The organism is Emticicia agri (genome assembly GCF_004168285.1).
Lineage (GTDB): Bacteria > Bacteroidota > Bacteroidia > Cytophagales > Spirosomataceae > Emticicia > Emticicia agri.
The window spans coordinates 1-17,810 of the sequence record NZ_SEWF01000048.1; the positions used below are offsets into that span (position 1 = coordinate 1).

Genomic DNA, 17,810 nt, shown 5'->3' on the forward strand with positions numbered 1-17,810 from the left:
CCCACTTGTAACTTATGGACTTTCATTCCAAACTCAACAGGTTTATTTTCTTTCCCCCTAACAATGGGTCTGATATAGGGCTTATATAAACTTACTATTCGATTTGGTATTTTGGCTTGATGGTGTAAATATCTCTGCCTTTGTTGCTGATAAACCAACTTAATGGTTTTAAAGGTTTCTGCCTCTGCAATGCTTAATCCTTTCGCCTGGGTTTGATTGAGCAGTAATTGATATGCTTCTATTGCTTTGTACAATAGCTTCAATAAAGCATTTTGCCTACTTCTAGTTTTCCGATGGCTTTTCTTCCGCAATTTACTGTAAGCGACATACTTAATCTTCTGTTCTTTAAACTTTGAACGCGGTAACTTGATTCGATAAGTGCTACAAAGTGAAGGAATTTGTTTCTCCCACAACCACTGACACGACTCCCAAAGCAACTTTACATCTGTGGGAAAGCGAATGTAGACCTCATAGCATGAAGCGTCCATCGATACTACCTGCTTATCAGGTATCTCTTGTTTCCATTGGCTAATCAGAGTTTGTTGAAAAACACCCAAATCAATATGTTTTGCCAGATAGGTTCGTACATTAGACACAAAAGCATTATCTCGAATCATTTGATAATCTTTCAGTTGAACGCCACAAAACATCTGTATTGCCCAGTCAGTGTTCAACCTCTCCAACAATTTTTCATCACTTAATTTTAGATAATGCTTTAGAAACATCAAACCAAAATAGCCTTGTGCAGGTAATAGTGAGGGAGAACCTACTTTCGTTCTTTTTTGAGGTAATAGCTTAACCAGAGCGGGCCAATCAATAGTTTGGTAAATAGCTCCCAATTCTGTCTTATTCTTGAAAATATACAATCGGGAAAAATTTGGAGAATCCAAGTCGATTAGAGTAAATTGCATCCGTATTTTATTGTTTTCGCAGACACAAAATACGAAAAACCCCGATATATGCCAAATCTGTGCATATTCGGGGTTTATTTATTTTCTAAAATATTGATAGTCAAATAATTACCCTATAAAAGGAAAGCCTAAAAAAACGGGGTATTGCGTTGGCAATACCCCATTTTTTATGAATAAAACAGCTAAGAATTAATATCCCGGATTCTGAATAAGAGATTTGTTGGTGTCAATCTCACGTTGTGGAATCGGAATAACTAATTTATTATCACTGAAAGGCAAAGTACCTACATTTTTCTTGATACGTTTGGCATCATGAATCTGTTGACCTTCAAATGCTAATTCAAACTTACGCTCTGCTAACACATCATTGATTGTAACAGTTGCTAAAGGAGTAGCACCTGCTCTGTTTCTGATTAAGTTCACATCAGCCAAAGGAGTAGCACCTGTAGTAGTACCTAAGCGCAAGTTAGCTTCTGCACGTATAAGGTACATTTCAGCTAAACGAACCACTGGTACATCGCCAAATTGGTCTAAGAATTTAGCTGTAAAAGTATTACCCGAAGCTCTTACGAAAAAGATACCTCTTGGGTCATCTGCCGGATACAGATTAAGGTGTTTGGTTTGTACACGAATATCACCACGACCCTGATAAGTAGAAGGAGCATAGTATAAATTCATATTGTTGGCGCCATCCTGGTCAGAAACCGTAATCTGAAATATAATTTCTCCATCGTTAGTTGCATCAGAAAAAACGGCATCAAACGAATCTTCTAATGAGAACTGCGCCCCTTGAATTACTCTGTTGGCAGCATCACGGGCAGCCGCATAGTTACTTTGTTGTAAATATACTCTCGCTAAAATAGCCTGTGCCGCACCTTTAGACGCAAAACCAAATTGTTCGTCAACATTATAAGCCGGAACATTAGGTAAAAGAGTTTCTGCTTTAGTTAGGTCTTCTATTACCTGTGCATAAATAGCCGCCACAGTTGCTCTTGGACGAAAATCAGCATCAGTTACGCCACGGGTAGGAGTAGTAACTAAAGGTATGCCCAAGTTTGCGTTGGCATCTCCATCACCCCAGGCCTTAGCCCATAGTCTTACTAAATCGAAATACACTAAACCACGGATAAAACGTGCCTCGCCTTCTACCGTATTTTTCTTCGCTGCATCAACTTTATCAAGGGCAGATAATACGTTGTTAGCAATGTTAATCGTATTGTAACCTGCTAACCAGGTTGCCTGAGTCTGGCCGTTTGTGGTAGTAAAAGTTTTGCGCCACATTTCATCTAATGTTGTAAATGTTCCGGCAAATCTCACTTCTGATTCATCACCCAACAAATCACCTGAATACTGGATAGCTCCACCATAAAGGTTAGTACTGCTAAGTGCATCATAAGCACCGGTAAGGGTTACTTCAACTGCCTGCGAATTGGAAAGGGCTTCTGACTCATCAATGGAAGCTGTTGGTAAAACGTTCAACTGGCTGTCACAACTTGTCATAAATGCAACAGTTGCGCCAATAAATAACCAATTTTTTATATTTTTATTCATTTTGTCTGATTGCTTTAAATAATTAAAAAAGAATACTGCTTTCTATTTTATAACGAAATAGAAATTAGAAACTAATATTTAAACCACCCATAATTGTTTGTGCTTGTGGTGTAGTATAGAAGTCGTAACCTAAAGCAATATTTGAAACCACATCATCGGCATTAACTTCCGGATCCCAACCTGAATATTTGGTAAAGGTCAATAAGTTTTGTCCGGTTATATATAATCTTACATTACTTATTTTAGCTTTGTTAAGAAGCGATTTTGGTAGATTATAGGCCAATGTTACGTTACGCAGACGAACGAATGAACCATCTTCAATGAAACGACTTGATGGCTGAGCACCATTGTTATAGAATAAACGTGCTTGTGGTACTCTTGTATTTGTATTCTGAGGAGTCCAGGCATCTAATTGGTTTACTGTCTGGTTATCTTCAAAACGGCCATTAGCCGACGAGTAACGACCTACGCCATAGAAATTTAGTTTATTACCGAATACGCCATTGAAGAATACACTCAACTCAATACCTTTATAGCTGAAAGTATTGGTAACACCACCAATCCATTTAGGAAGCGCACTACCTACAATAGCACGTTGTGCCTGGCTGTAAACGTTGGTTGTTTCTCTGCTCAATGAACCATCAGCATTTGGTGTATTTTTATAGAATAAAGCATCACCATTGGCAGGGTCAACACCAGCATACTCTACTGTATAGAATACACCTAATGGCTGGCCTTCTACGGCACGGCTCATGTTGTTTAACCCACCTTCAATTACTTGTCCTTGAAGGTTAGTAATTTTATTAGTGTTGGTTGAGGCATTCAAGCTGGTTTTCCATTTGAATTGTCCAACAAGGTTATCTGTGTTTAATACAAATTCAAATCCTTTGTTATACAATGAACCAACGTTTTTCAACTGTGTAGCGAAACCAGTAGTACCCGGTACGTTTACATTCAACAACAAACCTGAAGTATTTTTTTCGTAGTAATCAATCTCACCATTGATACGGTTTTTCAGGAATCCGAAGTCTAAACCAACATCAATTTGTTGTGTAGTTTCCCAACTTAAATCAGGGTTCGCCAATTGAGCAGGAGCTTGTCCCGGCAAAGTACCATAACCGGCACCACCCGCAAACAAACCTAAGTGACCGAAGTTAGCGATTTCGGCATTACCGGTTTTACCCCAGCTTGCACGCAATTTCAGGAAGCTGATGGCTTCAACATTTTTCAGGAAGTTTTCTTCAGTCAGAATCCAGCCCGCAGATACCGCAGGGAAGAAACCATAACGATTGTCTTTACCGAAACGTGAAGAAGCATCGGTACGTGCACTCAAACCAAGCAAGTATCTTTCATTAAATTTGTAGTTGATACGTGCAAAGTAAGAAAGGAAATTATAATTGGTTTCTGCCGAACTTGCGTCAGTTTTACGAGCCGCACTGGCAATCATACGGTAAGCATCTGAAGGAAAATCTCTACCTTCAGCTACATTAGATTTTGACAGGGAGTTCTGGAACGACATACCTGCTGTGGCATCAAATGCGTGTACACCAATTACATTGTCATATACAAAATAATTGTTGGTATTGTAGTTTTCTACTCTCACAAAACGGTTATAACCATACCCTTGCGGAGCACTAAAGTTACGTTGTGTTTTGCTGTTATAATATTGTTCTTCCTGTTGGTTCAATAAATCTATGGCTACCTCAGTACGGAATTTTAAGCCTTTGAAGAATCTATATTCACCAAATGCGTTACCAATATTACGGTGTACATTTGTATTATAGTAAGCATTCCCTAAGTTGATTAAGGCATTATAATAAATCGGAATTGAAATATCACCCGGAGGCATACCTACAGGTAATCCTGTTTCAGGGTCAGTTGCCGGAGTCATTGGCGGAAGTGCCACTAACTGTTGAGGGTTATCAAACTGACGGTCGCCCGATACACGTTGATTGAATGAACGTGTAATACCCATATTCATACCCACGGTTAGTTTGTCAGTAACTTTATGGCTAAGGTTCAGACGACCAGCCAAACGATTGAAAGCATTACCTGCCAGAATACCGGTCTGATCTAAAAACTGACCTGACATGAAAATAGTCGTTTTTTCCGAACCACCACTTACACTTAAATCATATTGTTGTGAAGGCGCATCCTGATAAGCCAGTTTTGACCAGTTAGTATTGGCCTGATTGGCAGTACCTAAAGTTCCTAAACTTTGTGTTACGAAGAAACTCTCCATGTATTGAGAATACGAATCAGGGTCATTTACATCGTAACCTTCAATCGCATCAGAGTTGGCTGCTGCCTGACGATAAAAATTAATATATTGCTCGGTATTCAAAAACTGCAATACATTGGTTGCTTTGCTTTTACCATATTGTACACCGAAAGTAACATTAGTCTTACCTGCTTTACCTTTTTTGGTAGTAATCAGAATTACCCCATTGGCAGCACGAGCACCATAGATAGCTCCGGCAGAAGCATCTTTCAGAATCTCGATAGACTCAATATCCTGTGGGTTAATGTCTACCGTAGGGTTGGTAGCACCTCCGGCCACTGAAAGGTCGCCTTGTGTCATCGGAATACCATCAATCACATATAATGGTTCGTTAGAAGCTGATACCGATGATTGCCCGCGTACACGTATCTGAATACCTTGTGCTAATTTACCAGTACCCTGGTTAATTTGTACACCGGCAGCTTTACCCTGAATACTCTGCTCAAAAGTAGTAACAGGCATATCTGCTACATCGCTACCTTTGATTTTAACGATATTACCTGTCAGGTCACGTTTGATTTGAGAACCATAACCGGTAACAACCACTTCATTCAAGGTTTGCGTAGCAGGAACAAGGGTAAAATCTACGATGCTACGATTGTTTACCGTTTGCTCTAAAGAAGTAAAGCCGATAAAACTTGCCTGAAGCACCGCATTGTTAGGAACAGCAATTCTGTAGCTTCCGTCCACATTGGTGGTTGTACCCCTTGTTGTACCTTTTACTGTAATTGAAACTCCTGGTAGTGGACTACCATCTTCTGTTGAGGTAACTTTCCCCGTTACATCAACATCTTGTGCATTTCCCCAGAAAGAAATAAAGAGGAATAGACAACCTAATGAAACCCGTAAAAGTTTGTTCATTCGCATTCTAGTTTGTTATAGGATTAATTAAAGAAATTAAAAATAAATGAAAAAAAGACAATTACCTCACATATAAGAGTGAAAAATGTTAATAATACGCTTTTTATACAAGACAAACTTGTAATAATTCAAAAATGACACATAATAGAGACGTCGAAAAACTAAATAAATGGTAGATAAATAAAAATATTAGCCTGTTTAGTTTTGAATAAAATGAATATAGTATTGTTTAGTTTTATAAAAATGATTGATTCAAATTTTAGATATAAGCCAGTAAAATGGCTATCAAAAAGCAAATCATACAGACCAAAGACGTGAAAATAAAATAAGGTGCTGTCGATTAGCCAAACAATTTTTAATTTTTTGTTAATTTATCCAAAGTTTCTTCTAATCTGTCAAAATTTTCTTCGTTTGCTCCAATAATAAAATCTTTCAGTTTTTGGTAAACATGAGAGGCACTTATGGTCATAGCGTAAGTTAATTGAGTATGATTAGGAGTATCAGTAGCTGTAAAAGTAACCACACCCCAGTAGTCAGGGCCACTGTCGTGGTGAAAGACTATTTTTTCGAAAGAAACAATTTCTTTAAATATAATTTTGTTTTTATATGCCTTGCTGTCAGGGCCATACATGGTAAAACTCCATAAGCCATCAGGTCTTAAATCGAAACTGTGAAAGGTATTGGTAAACCCTTTTGGCCCCCACCATTGGGCTAAAATTTCAGGATTTGTATAGGCTTCAAACAATAATTCTTTTGATACAGGAATAATATGGGTAGTAACAATTGCCGGAACAGACTCAACAACAGGTTTTTGTGCAGAATTCATGGAAAACAGCCAGTGATTAGGTTATGTATGTGATTCAGACAAATATAAAAAATATTCTGAATCAAACGCAGGTTTTCAGTTTATTATCTTTTATTTACAAATCAATTAACATAGAAAGACCATAGAAAAGTAGTAGTTTCAGATATGCCCATTATTATAGAAAAACAATATAGCAACCAGGCGCATGTAGCAGTATGGCATATTACCGAGTCTCATGATGAACTACAGGCTATGTTACCTTCTGCAATTCTGACAGATGCTGAACTGGCAGATATTCGTCATGCTCAAAAGCAGATTGAGTTTTTTTGTAGCAGATTAACCATTAAATATCTGGTTGATAAATTAGGAATCGGGTATCTGGGTATTAAAAAAGATGAATATGGTAAACCTTACCTGGTAGGTTCTAATTGGCATTTTTCGTTGACGCATACGGCCGAATACATAGCAGTAGTCATGCACCCAAGCAGGCCATTAGGCGTAGATATGGAGCAGCCCAGCGAGAAGCTTTTAAGAATTGCCCATAAGTTTTTGTCTGAAACCGAAAGAAACGATGCCGATAGTGATTCAGATAAACTCTGTATTTACTGGTCGGCTAAAGAAGCATTGTATAAACTCTATGGTAAGCGAAAGATTATTTTTATTGATAACCTGCTCATCTGCCCATTCAGAAAAAACCAGCAGGTTATCAATGGACGGCTCAGAATCAACGAGATTGATGAACAATACACATTGATTGTTGAGAGAATAGCGCAATATTATTTAGTTACAGTTTGTTAGAAACGGTTTCGGAAACTATTCTGACATTAACTTTAAGATATGCTCAATTTCTCTCACCCGCTCAACGTCTGATACTTTCTCAAACGATACTATCAGATTACGTAATACCCGGCAAACTATATCCAGATTGGTACAAGGCTGATAAAAACTGTCTTGTGGCAATAAGTGCATTTGTTTAATATAATTGCTTATATCTACTTTGGTAAAAATGAGCCCCCGGTTAAATACATTGATATAAAATTGTATCTGCGGATTCTTGTAAGTCAGTACAAATAAGCTTGGCAGATTTACGCCACTCACCGGCATGCCTAAGCGCCGGGCAATAAGCATATAAATCACACAAAGCGAAATCGGGTTGCCTTTTTTCTGCTCAAATACCTGATTGAGCATAGAGTTGGCAGGTGAATGGAAGTTTTTAGTGTTTGATAAAAACTTATATTTTTCAAAAAATACCTGATTCAATATTCTTACCTGATCATGCGGGTGCAAATCGTCTCTGAACTCCAACCATACATCAAAATAAATATCGTTAATACTCTGCCGCAACTTTTCCAGACTTAAATCGGGGTACTGATAAGTGGCTACTATCCACATCCCCTCCAAAAGGTCCTGAAATCCTCCCTTTTTCCATTCCAGCAAGCGGGTTGTTAGCAAACCATATTGTAAGTCGTGAATTAAGTCTTCTATTTTCTTTTGTAATACCGGATTTAATCCGTTCTCCTGCCAGTGGTCTTCTAATAATGGAATAACAGACCCACCTATCGTTCGCAATTGCCTCTCTACGTGTTGCACTACCTCAATGTCGTCGTCGTCGAGTAGTGTTACCAATGCTTTTATTTCCGATTCTTTCATAGCTATCCCCATTCTGATTCATAAATAGTTGATTGTCAGCAAGCTACATGACCTTTCACTAACAAAATAAAACTTCAAAGCTCAAATTTTTCTAATTACACCTCTAAATTCATACTTTTGTTAAAAAAACAAACAATTTTGGTAAAAAACTTTTTTTCACACTAATCAGCCTATTTTTATCGTATGAAAATTTTAGTAACAGGAGGTGCCGGATTCATTGGCTCACATACAGTAGTCGAACTCACTAATGCGGGTTATGAACCTGTAATTATTGATAATTTTAATAACTCTGAAAAAACTGTACTAAAAGGGCTGAGAAGAATTCTGAAAAGACCCGTGAAGTATTACGAGAAAGATTGTAATGATGTAAAGGCATTAGAACAAATCTGCAAAAAAGAGAATATTGAGGGCGTAATACATTTTGCTGCGTATAAAGCAGTAGGAGAGTCGGTAGAAAAACCTTTAAAATATTATGAAAATAATATTGGCTCTACCCTGAAAGTGTTAGAAGTAATGCTGAAATTAGGTATCAAAAACCTTGTTTTCTCTTCTTCTTGTACGGTTTATGGCCAACCCGACGAAATTCCTGTAACAGAAGATACACCTCGTAAACCTGCGGCATCGCCATACGGCAATACTAAAACGATATGTGAAGATATTCTGCGTGATACCATTACAGCCGGAAATCCGCTAAAAATTATTGCCTTACGCTATTTTAACCCTATCGGGGCTCATCCGTCTGCCAATATAGGTGAGTTGCCAAGAGGTGTGCCAAGCAATCTGGTGCCTTTTATTACACAGACCGCTATCGGAATCAGACAAAAACTAACCGTATTTGGGAACGATTATAACACTTCTGACGGTACTAACGTAAGGGATTTTATTCATGTGGTAGATTTGGCTAAAGCCCATGTTTCGGCATTAAAATTGCTCGCTACTCAGCAGGATAATTACTACAATGTATTTAATGTGGGTACCGGTAAAGGCAATACAGTTTTAGAAATTATCAAAGCATTTGAGAAAGTAAATAAGCTGAAACTGAATTATGAAATAGGTCCGCGTCGCCCGGGAGACGTAGAGAAAATCTATGGAAGTGTAGAGAAATCGGAGAAAGTAATGGGCTGGAAAACAGAAAAAACACTGGAAGACAGTGTAAGAGATGCCTGGAGATGGGAAAAGAAAATAGCTAAAAACAAAAAATAAGTAGGAGTATGTTTAAATTTTATTGTTCTGACCGAAAAGAGCAGATTTTTTAGCTAAACAAGGCGCATTTTGCAGATGTAGCCGGCAGCTACATCGAAAAAATGCAACGCAGTATAGCTGAAAAAGCTGCCTTTGTAGGTCGAACGATAATTTTTAAACATGCTCTAAGTCGGGATATAGCCCGACGATTTGTGTAAACGTTTGACTTATTTAAAAATAGAAAACAATACAAATGCAATCAAAACACATTTTAATAACAGGCGGAGCAGGTTTTATTGGTTCTCATGTTGTTCGTCTTTTTGTTACTAAGTATCCCGATTATCAGATTGTTAATCTTGATAAACTGACTTATGCGGGTAATCTTGAAAACCTGAAAGATATACAAGATTTTCCTAATTATATTTTTGAGAAAGGGGATATAGTAGATGCTGATTTTATAACGGCTTTATTTCAGAAATATAATTTTGATGGGGTTATTCACCTGGCTGCTGAATCGCATGTAGATAGGTCTATTACTGACCCGATGTCGTTTGTCATGACAAACGTGATTGGTACCGTAAATTTGCTGAATGCTGCCCGTGATGCCTGGAAGGCAAGTGGTTTTGAGGGTAAACGTTTCTATCATGTATCAACTGATGAAGTATATGGCGAATTGCATGACCCCGAAGAGTTCTTTTTAGAAACAACCAGCTATGACCCCCGTTCACCTTATTCGGCATCAAAAGCTTCCTCAGACCACTTTGTAAGAGCCTATCACAATACCTATAAACTGCCTGTTGTGGTATCTAACTGCTCAAATAATTATGGCCCGAATCATTTTCCTGAAAAACTGATTCCTCTCATGATTAATAACATCATTCATAACTTCCCTTTACCTGTATATGGCAAAGGTGAGAATGTGAGAGACTGGCTTTTTGTGAAAGACCATGCACGTGCCATAGATGTGATTTATCATAATGGAGTAAATGGAGAAACCTATAATATCGGAGGTTTTAATGAATGGAAGAACATTGATCTGGTTCATTTACTGTGCAAAATCATGGACGAAAAATTAGGCCGACCTGAAGGCACATCAGTTAAGTTAATTACTTATGTACAAGACCGTGCAGGCCATGATTTAAGATATGCCATTGATGCCAATAAGTTAATGAAAGAATTAGGATGGGAACCATCTTTACAGTTTGAAGAAGGTCTGGCAAGCACCGTAGATTGGTATCTGGCCAATACAAACTGGTTGAAGAATGTTACCAGTGGCGATTACTTGAATTACTACGAAAGTATGTACACAAACAGATAATATTCTGTAATATACTTACACGAAAAGCACGGGTTGCCTCGTGCTTTTCGTGTTTAAGAGCCTCTCATTTATCGACTGCTTTTTTACTCCAGTAACTGGCTAATAGTGAGCCGTTGATATTCATAATAGGCCCGAATAAAGCAGGAGCTATACCAACTGTGGCTAATTTACCCATTGCCTTTGCTAATCCAGAAGCCAAGCCTGCATTTTGCAATCCTACTTCAATAGCCACTGTGCGGCAATCCTGTTCTTGTAATCGGAATAACCTTGCACCCCAGTAACCAATAATAAAACCACCTACATTGTGCAGAATAGTTGCAAATACTAAGGCTAAACCAACGGTTTGCAAAGATTTTTGCCCGGCAGCGGTAATTATCAGAATGATAACAAGAATACCACCCATAGAAATAAGAGGTAATATTTTCTGTAGCCACGCATTGCGGTCTTTCAGAATTTTATTGATTAAAAAACCTATAATTATGGGTACAATAATCATTTTGCAAATGTCTATTACCATAGGCCAGAAGTCAATGGCAATAAACTGTCCACCCAATAGTTTCATCAGAAAAGGCGTAAGCAAAGGAGCCAGAATAGTAGCTATAGAAGTAATAGTAATAGATAAGGCTACATTGGCCTTAGATATGTATGAAATAACATTCGATGCCAGGCCACTGGGCGAACAGCCTACTAAAATAACGCCTGCTGCGATTTCGGCCGGGAAATCAAACGTATTGGCAATGGCAAAGCCTAAAAATGGCATAATGGTAAACTGACAAACCAGACCAACAATAACCGCTTTTGGCATTTTAATAACCCCTAAAAAATCTTCAAAAGTAATGGTTGTACCCATGCCGAACATAATAATCTGCAAAAGCGGAATAATTAATTCTTTTAACTGAAAACCATTGATTTCGATAAAATACTGTGGGAAGAAATACGCAATAGAAGCCGCTGCTATCAGGCAGAATGTGTAAATGTAGTTTCTCATGAAACAGACAGAGTTTTAGGTTGAATTTTCAGGATTTGTGTGGTATGGGCATTAGTAAAGTTTCATCAGGCTTTAGGATGTGCCTGCTGAAATACTTTTTTCAGTTTTTCAATGGTATTATGGGTATATACCTGTGTGGCCGCCAGGCTTGTATGCCCTAATAAGTCCTTGATGGCATTTAGGTCTGCACCACGGTTCAGTAAGTGCGTAGCAAAAGTATGTCTTAATACATGAGGGCTTCGTTGTTCGAGAGACGTAACCAATGATAAATATCTTTTCACCAGGCGCTGAATAAACATCGGATATGCCTGTGTACCATTATCTGTCAGAATCAGGTAGTGGTTGTCTTTATTTTCAGGATTTTCCAAAAGCACTTCTTCCCGATGTTTCAGATAGGTATTAATGGCCTCTACTAAACTTTTGTTGATAGGTATTACCCGATGCTTATTTCTTTTTCCTAATACAGTCAGGGTATTATTATATAAATTAATATCGCCTATTTTTAAGTTTATTAATTCGGCCAAACGCATGCCCGTACCATAGAGTAATTCCAAAACCAATTTATCACGTAAACCCGTAAAATCGGATGAGAACTCTACCTCATCGAGCATGGTTTGCATGGGTTTTTCTTCTACATATCTGGGTAAACTACGGTCTGTTTTCAGGGCTTTTACTTTAAGCATAGGGTCTGAAGCAATAGCCTTGCGGCGAAGCAGAAAATTATAGTAACTGCGAAGGGTAGCAATTTTACGATTGATACTGCGGTTATCCATTTTTTCTTCAGCCATACTGGCAATCCACGACCGTATCATCTGGGAATCAGCCTTTTCAGGTTCTTTTAACTCATACTGAAATTCGAGGTAGAGAGAAAACTGCTTCATATCGCCTTCATAAGCCGTGAGCGTATGATGACTGAGCCGTTTTTCGAATTGTATATGCTGTAGAAAATAAGAAACCATATTAACAATTAACTATTTACTTTGCTGCAAATAGAACTGCTAATATGGTTTAAAATATATCAAAATACAATTAACAATCGAACTTTCTTGTTCTGTGTTGACTGCTAATTGACTAAATGTCTTCGTTGCTTCTCAACTGACCAACGTAACGAGCATGGATAATTTCGTTACGACGAGCTACTGAAGGTTTTTCAAACGCCTGACGTTTACGTAACTGACGCAATACACCCGTTTTTTCAAATTTCTTCTTAAAACGTTTTAACGCTTTATCAATAGATTCGTTTTCTTTTACATTTACTACTAACATATTAATACACCTCCTTTTGTTTGGGGTTGCAAAATTAGGAAGAATTAATTTATTTTTCAAATAGTTTCTTGATTTTCAGGAAATTAAATCAAAGGTCGCATTTGTATTTTCCGAAATAGTGTAGTTTTGCGCATCATTTAAATACTTCTTCATGAAAATCGCCATTATTGATTTAGGTACTAATACTTTCCATTTATTAATTGTTGAAAACAAGCAAACGCTATATAAAGAATCTATTCCGGCTAAAATCGGTAAAGGGGGTATCAGCCAGGGAATTATTTCAGAAGAAGGGATTCAGAGAGCCTTAAACGTGTTAAAACATTTCAGAGAAGTAATCAATACGCATCAGGTAGAAGTAAAGAATGTTTTTGCTATTGGCACCAGTGCTATCAGAAATGCCGGAAATAAAGATGAATTTATACAAATAGTGGCGCAAGAAACAGGCATATCCATACAGGAAATTTCTGGCGATAAAGAAGCAGAATTGATTTATTATGGCATAAAAGAAGCGCTTCACATCAACGAAACATCTATGATAATGGATATTGGAGGCGGAAGTGTAGAGTTTATTATCTGCAATCATGACAAGATTTTCTGGAAGCAGAGTTTTGAAATAGGCGGGCAGCGATTAATGGATAGATTCATGAAAAGCGACCCTATTTCGATGCGTTCAGTCCAACAGATGGATGATTATTTCCGTGAAAAACTGCTCCCTTTAGCCAATGCCTGTCATCAATATGCCCCGCAAACCCTTATTGGCTCGTCAGGGTCTTTTGATACCCTGATAGATATGTATTTTATGAAAGAAAAAGGTGAATTACCACCAGTAGAGCAGGTGAGTTTTGAATATTCACTACCGGAATTTTATAGAGCCTACGACGAACTACTATTCAAAAATCACGAAGAAAGAATGGCAATTCCGGGCATGATTGAGTTAAGAGTTGATATGGTAGTAGTAGCCGTTTGTCTCATTAAATACATTATTCAAACTTTTGAAATTAAGCATGTCAGGGTATCTAATTACTCTTTAAAGGAAGGGATTCTGGCGAAGATATTGGCTGATAATAATTTTTGATAGGTGATTAAATTATCTATCATATCAGCGAATTTATTGTAGTCATGTATTTAAATTGTGGCGCAAACTTCCAGTTCGCGTTATCATTTAAAACTACAAAATGTTATTCTGAATTAGTTTCAATAACCAAAAAGTACATAATTTAGCTGCGAACTGGAAGTTCGCGCCACAAATAATTTAACTACCCTTTAATTTACCTTCAATATTCTTTTTATTTCTCTGCTCTTATTTTGTCTCAACAACATAGCCTTCATTTTGGTTAAGGTTATAATAGTATCTTAGTTCAGACATTTCATAAACACAATATCCAAAGAGAAAATCCATCATGGCAGAAAAGAAATTAGCAGGGCAGTCGGCTCTGGTTACCGGAGCAAGTTCAGGGATTGGCGAAGGCGTGGCTTTAGCCTTAGGCGAAGCAGGTGCCAATGTAGTAGTCAATTATAATTCTAATGCTGATGCTGCCAATATAGTAGTAGAAAAAATCAAGGCTTTTGGTAGCAATGCCATTGCCATACAAGTTGATGTAAGCAAAGAAGAGGCAGTGCAGGCTATGTTTAAACAGATGTTTGAAGAGTTTGGTACGATTGATATTTTAGTCAATAATGCAGGCTTGCAGAAAGACGCCAAATTTGATGAAATGACCCTGGAGCAATGGCAAATGGTCATAGATATTAACCTGACAGGGCAGTTTCTTTGTGCCCGAGAAGCTATCCGGGAATTTCTCCGCCGTGGCCCCGTACCGGAACGCTCGCTGGCTACCGGGAAAATTATTTGTGTGAGTTCTGTACATGAACTCATTCCGTGGGCAGGGCATGTAAATTATGCTTCCTCTAAAGGGGCAATCAAAATGCTGATGCAAAGTTTAGCGCAGGAATACGGGGATAGAAAAATACGTGTAAACAGCATTTGTCCGGGTGCAATTCAGACGCCCATCAACCGAGCGGCATGGGAAACCCCGCAGGCTTTGAATAGTCTGATGAGTCTGATACCTTATAACCGTATCGGACAGCCAAGCGATATTGGTAAATTAGCAGTTTTCTTAGCATCAGACGATTCAGATTATATTACCGGAACAAGTACTTTTATTGATGGAGGCATGACAGTGTTTGAAGGCTTTGCCACCGGGGGATAATTGTCCAAATCAAGCTACTAAATCTACTGACTGAACTCTGACAAATTTCCCATGAATCCTGAACAAGAAAGGCTTAATACAAATGCCCTTAAGGAGGTACCATTAGAAAAATGGGGACCTTATTTGTCAGAAAGACAATGGGCGACTGTAAGGGAAGATTATAGTGCCAACGGCGATGCTTGGAGCTATTTCCCGCATGACCATGCTCGTTCGAGAGTGTATCGCTGGGGAGAAGATGGACTGGGAGGTATATCTGATGCACGCCAGAACCTTTGCTTTGCTTTAGCTCTCTGGAATGGTAAAGACCCTATTTTGAAAGAAAGACTTTTTGGACTAACCAACAGCGAAGGCAATCATGGCGAGGATGTAAAAGAACTATATTACTATTTAGATAATGTTCCGACACATGCTTACATGAAGTTTCTCTATCAATATCCGCAGGAAGCATTCCCGTATGAAAAATTGATAGAAGAAAACCGGAGCCGAACCAGAAAACAGCATGAATATGAGTTACTGGATACAGGAGTTTTCGACAATAACAGATACTTTGATGTTTTTGTAGAATATGCCAAAAACAATGCAGAAGATGTTTGTATTCAGATAGAGGTCTGGAACAGAGGCGATACAAATGCAACTATTTGGGTTTTACCGACGTTATGGTTCCGAAACAGATGGGCTTATGGAGATTTGACACAAAAGCCATTGATACAGGCCCAAGGTGATGGTTGTGTGCGGGCCAGCCATGAGTTTCTGGAAGATTATTTCTTCTATTTTCAGTCAGCAAAAGCAAGTTTATTTACTGAAAATGAAACAAACATAGAGCGGATTTTTGGAGCTACTAACCATAGTCCTTTTGTAAAAGATGCTTTTCATGAAGCTATTTGTGAGGGAAATGAAGAACTCTATCGTTTGTTAAAGAATAATCAGCAGGGAACCAAATTTGCCCCGATTTACGAATTAAGTATTGAGCCGAAATCTTCGCAGAAGATAATGCTCCGATTATCCAATACAGAGAATGTTGACCCTTTTAATCATAGCTTTAGCCAGATATTTTCAGATAGACGCCAGGAAACTGAAGAGTTTTATCAAAGGTATGCGCCGTCCGAAAAATATCAATCAGATTCCCAATCGGCTGATAAGGAACTGCAAGGCTCCAGAACAAGCGATTTAAAAAATATACAGCGACAAGTCTTTGCCGGACTCTTATGGAGCAAGCAGTATTATCATTATGATATAGAACGCTGGCTTGAAGGAGACCCGAATCAGATTGCGCCACCTGACGAGCGGTTTTTAGGAAGAAATGCCGAATGGACACATCTGAAAAATCAGGATGTGATGTCAATGTCCGATACCTGGGAGTATCCCTGGTATGCTGCCTGGGATTTAGCTTTTCATTGCCTGCCGATGGCTATGCTTGACCCTACTTTTGCCAAAAATCAGCTTATCTTAATTACAAGAGAGTGGTTCATGAGTCCTAATGGGCAGATACCTGCCTATGAATGGAATTTCTCCGATGTCAACCCACCTGTGCATGCGTGGTCGGCTTTATCAATCTATCGTATCGAAAAGACCTTGCATGGCAAAGAAGATCTTAATTTCTTGAAACGGATATTTCAGAAATTGCTTATCAACTTTACGTGGTGGGCAAACCGTGAAGACGAAAACGGGAATAATATCTTTACCGGAGGTTTTTTAGGCTTAGATAATATTGGGGTCATTGACAGAGATAATCTTCCCTTAAACTCGCATTTAGAGCAGGTAGACGCTACCGCATGGATGGCCATGTATGCACTGAACATGATGGATATTGCTTTGGAAATTGCCCGACACGACCCCGGTTTTGAAGATGTAGCCACAAAATTTTACGAGCATTTTGTACTGATTGCCGAATCTTTGAATAAAGGCTTATGGGATACGGAAGAAAGTTTCTTTTATGACTTGCTTTATACCCAGGGCGGAAAGATTACTCCTATGAAAGTGCGCTCCATCGTAGGTTTAAGTGCCTTGTTTGCAGTATCAATTATCGACCAGAAGAAAATGGCTGATTTACCTGATTTCAAAAAACGTATTTCTTATATCAGAGATTACCGCACAAAAGCCAATAAATTTTTGCCCAGTGAACAAATGGCTGAAGATGGTAATATTTTGCTTTCTTTGGTAAACAGAACAATGCTCACAAAACTTTTGCAAGTAATGCTTGACGAGAATGAGTTTTTGTCGGTAGGAGGTATTCGTGCTTTATCAAAATACTATGAAAAAAATCCTTATTCGGTAAATGTACAGGAAGTTGATTATAGTATCAACTATATGCCGGCAGAGTCTGATTCCGGTATGTTTGGGGGCAATTCTAACTGGCGAGGGCCTGTATGGATGCCTGTTAACTACTTAATCATTAAGTCTTTAAAGAAATACTATCAGTTTTATGGTGATAGTTTCAAGGTAGAGTTTCCAACTGGTTCGGGCAAAATGATGAACCTCAACGAAGTATCAGGAGAGTTAGCCAACCGCATAGTAGGAATTTTTCAGCGAAACGAAGCAGGTGATCGTCCGGTACATGGCGCTTATCAGGAGTTTTACAAAAGACCTGATAATAAAGATTTACTATTATTCTATGAATACTTTGATGGCGATACCGCACGTGGGGTAGGAGCCTCTCATCAAACGGGCTGGACAGCCGTAGTAGCAGAATTAATTAATGAGGATATTTGGGAGAAAGAGACAGAGTTGCCTCTGAAATAAAACAAGACAAGGCAATGTGAGTACACATAGTCCTTGTCTTGTTAATTTTAA

14 protein-coding genes are annotated in these 17,810 nt (G+C 38.3%); 6 read left to right on the plus strand and 8 right to left on the minus strand.

Features of this window, described 5'->3' with window-relative positions; genetic code table 11:
• The 4 genes from EWM59_RS22590 to EWM59_RS22605 all read right to left on the minus strand — a co-directional run.
• Positions 1 to 911: transposase (locus tag EWM59_RS22590; RefSeq protein WP_165372271.1), on the minus strand; the 911-nt coding region annotated here is incomplete at its 3' end.
• Between the two features lie 189 nt (positions 912 to 1,100).
• On the minus strand, positions 1,101 to 2,462 hold the full coding sequence (locus tag EWM59_RS22595; RefSeq protein ID WP_130023524.1) for a RagB/SusD family nutrient uptake outer membrane protein: 1,362 nt from the start codon (positions 2,460 to 2,462) through the stop codon (positions 1,101 to 1,103).
• Between the two features lie 64 nt (positions 2,463 to 2,526).
• Complete coding sequence (locus EWM59_RS22600) at positions 2,527 to 5,604, minus strand: SusC/RagA family TonB-linked outer membrane protein (RefSeq protein ID WP_130023525.1); 3,078 nt, start codon at positions 5,602 to 5,604, stop codon at positions 2,527 to 2,529.
• Between the two features lie 355 nt (positions 5,605 to 5,959).
• Positions 5,960 to 6,430 carry an SRPBCC domain-containing protein gene (locus EWM59_RS22605; RefSeq protein WP_130023526.1) on the minus strand — a complete coding sequence of 157 codons (471 nt, stop codon included), beginning with the start codon at positions 6,428 to 6,430 and terminating at the stop codon, positions 5,960 to 5,962.
• A gap of 144 nt (positions 6,431 to 6,574) precedes the next feature.
• Here EWM59_RS22605 and EWM59_RS22610 point away from each other — a divergent pair, with 144 nt between their 5' ends.
• The gene (locus EWM59_RS22610) at positions 6,575 to 7,207 is read left to right on the plus strand and encodes a 4'-phosphopantetheinyl transferase family protein (protein WP_130023527.1); all 633 of its coding nucleotides are present in this window, start codon (positions 6,575 to 6,577) and stop codon (positions 7,205 to 7,207) included.
• Between the two features lie 15 nt (positions 7,208 to 7,222).
• Here the strand turns inward: EWM59_RS22610 and EWM59_RS22615 are convergent, their stop codons facing one another.
• Positions 7,223 to 8,059 carry a transglutaminase-like domain-containing protein gene (locus tag EWM59_RS22615; RefSeq protein WP_130023528.1) on the minus strand — a complete coding sequence of 279 codons (837 nt, stop codon included), beginning with the start codon at positions 8,057 to 8,059 and terminating at the stop codon, positions 7,223 to 7,225.
• Positions 8,060 to 8,242: 183 nt separating this feature from the next.
• Between EWM59_RS22615 and galE the strand changes: the two genes are divergently transcribed.
• On the plus strand, positions 8,243 to 9,262 hold the full coding sequence (gene galE / locus EWM59_RS22620) for a UDP-glucose 4-epimerase GalE (protein WP_130023529.1): 1,020 nt from the start codon (positions 8,243 to 8,245) through the stop codon (positions 9,260 to 9,262).
• Positions 9,263 to 9,494: 232 nt separating this feature from the next.
• Entirely contained in the window at positions 9,495 to 10,559 is a 1,065-nt protein-coding gene (gene rfbB / locus EWM59_RS22625) for a dTDP-glucose 4,6-dehydratase (RefSeq protein WP_130023530.1), read from the plus strand.
• A gap of 64 nt (positions 10,560 to 10,623) precedes the next feature.
• Here rfbB and EWM59_RS22630 read toward each other — a convergent pair whose 3' ends face one another.
• From EWM59_RS22630 to rpsU, 3 genes are all read right to left on the minus strand, one after another.
• Entirely contained in the window at positions 10,624 to 11,547 is a 924-nt protein-coding gene (locus EWM59_RS22630) for a bile acid:sodium symporter family protein (protein ID WP_130023531.1), read from the minus strand.
• 65 nt (positions 11,548 to 11,612) lie between these two features.
• On the minus strand, positions 11,613 to 12,506 hold the full coding sequence (locus EWM59_RS22635) for a phage lytic cycle repressor MrpR family protein (RefSeq protein ID WP_130023532.1): 894 nt from the start codon (positions 12,504 to 12,506) through the stop codon (positions 11,613 to 11,615).
• Between the two features lie 112 nt (positions 12,507 to 12,618).
• Positions 12,619 to 12,813 (minus strand): 30S ribosomal protein S21, encoded by a 195-nt coding sequence (gene rpsU, locus EWM59_RS22640; protein WP_130023557.1) that lies wholly within the window; start codon positions 12,811 to 12,813, stop codon positions 12,619 to 12,621.
• 151 nt (positions 12,814 to 12,964) lie between these two features.
• Between rpsU and EWM59_RS22645 the strand changes: the two genes are divergently transcribed.
• The 3 genes from EWM59_RS22645 to EWM59_RS22655 all read left to right on the plus strand — a co-directional run bounded on the left by EWM59_RS22645 (position 12,965) and on the right by EWM59_RS22655 (position 17,759).
• Positions 12,965 to 13,888, plus strand: a complete 924-nt coding sequence (locus EWM59_RS22645; RefSeq protein WP_130023533.1) for a Ppx/GppA phosphatase family protein — start codon at positions 12,965 to 12,967, stop codon at positions 13,886 to 13,888.
• Positions 13,889 to 14,213: 325 nt separating this feature from the next.
• Complete coding sequence (locus EWM59_RS22650) at positions 14,214 to 15,020, plus strand: SDR family oxidoreductase (RefSeq protein ID WP_130023534.1); 807 nt, start codon at positions 14,214 to 14,216, stop codon at positions 15,018 to 15,020.
• Positions 15,021 to 15,071: 51 nt separating this feature from the next.
• Entirely contained in the window at positions 15,072 to 17,759 is a 2,688-nt protein-coding gene (locus EWM59_RS22655) for an MGH1-like glycoside hydrolase domain-containing protein (protein WP_130023535.1), read from the plus strand.
• Positions 17,760 to 17,810: the final 51 nt, after the last annotated feature.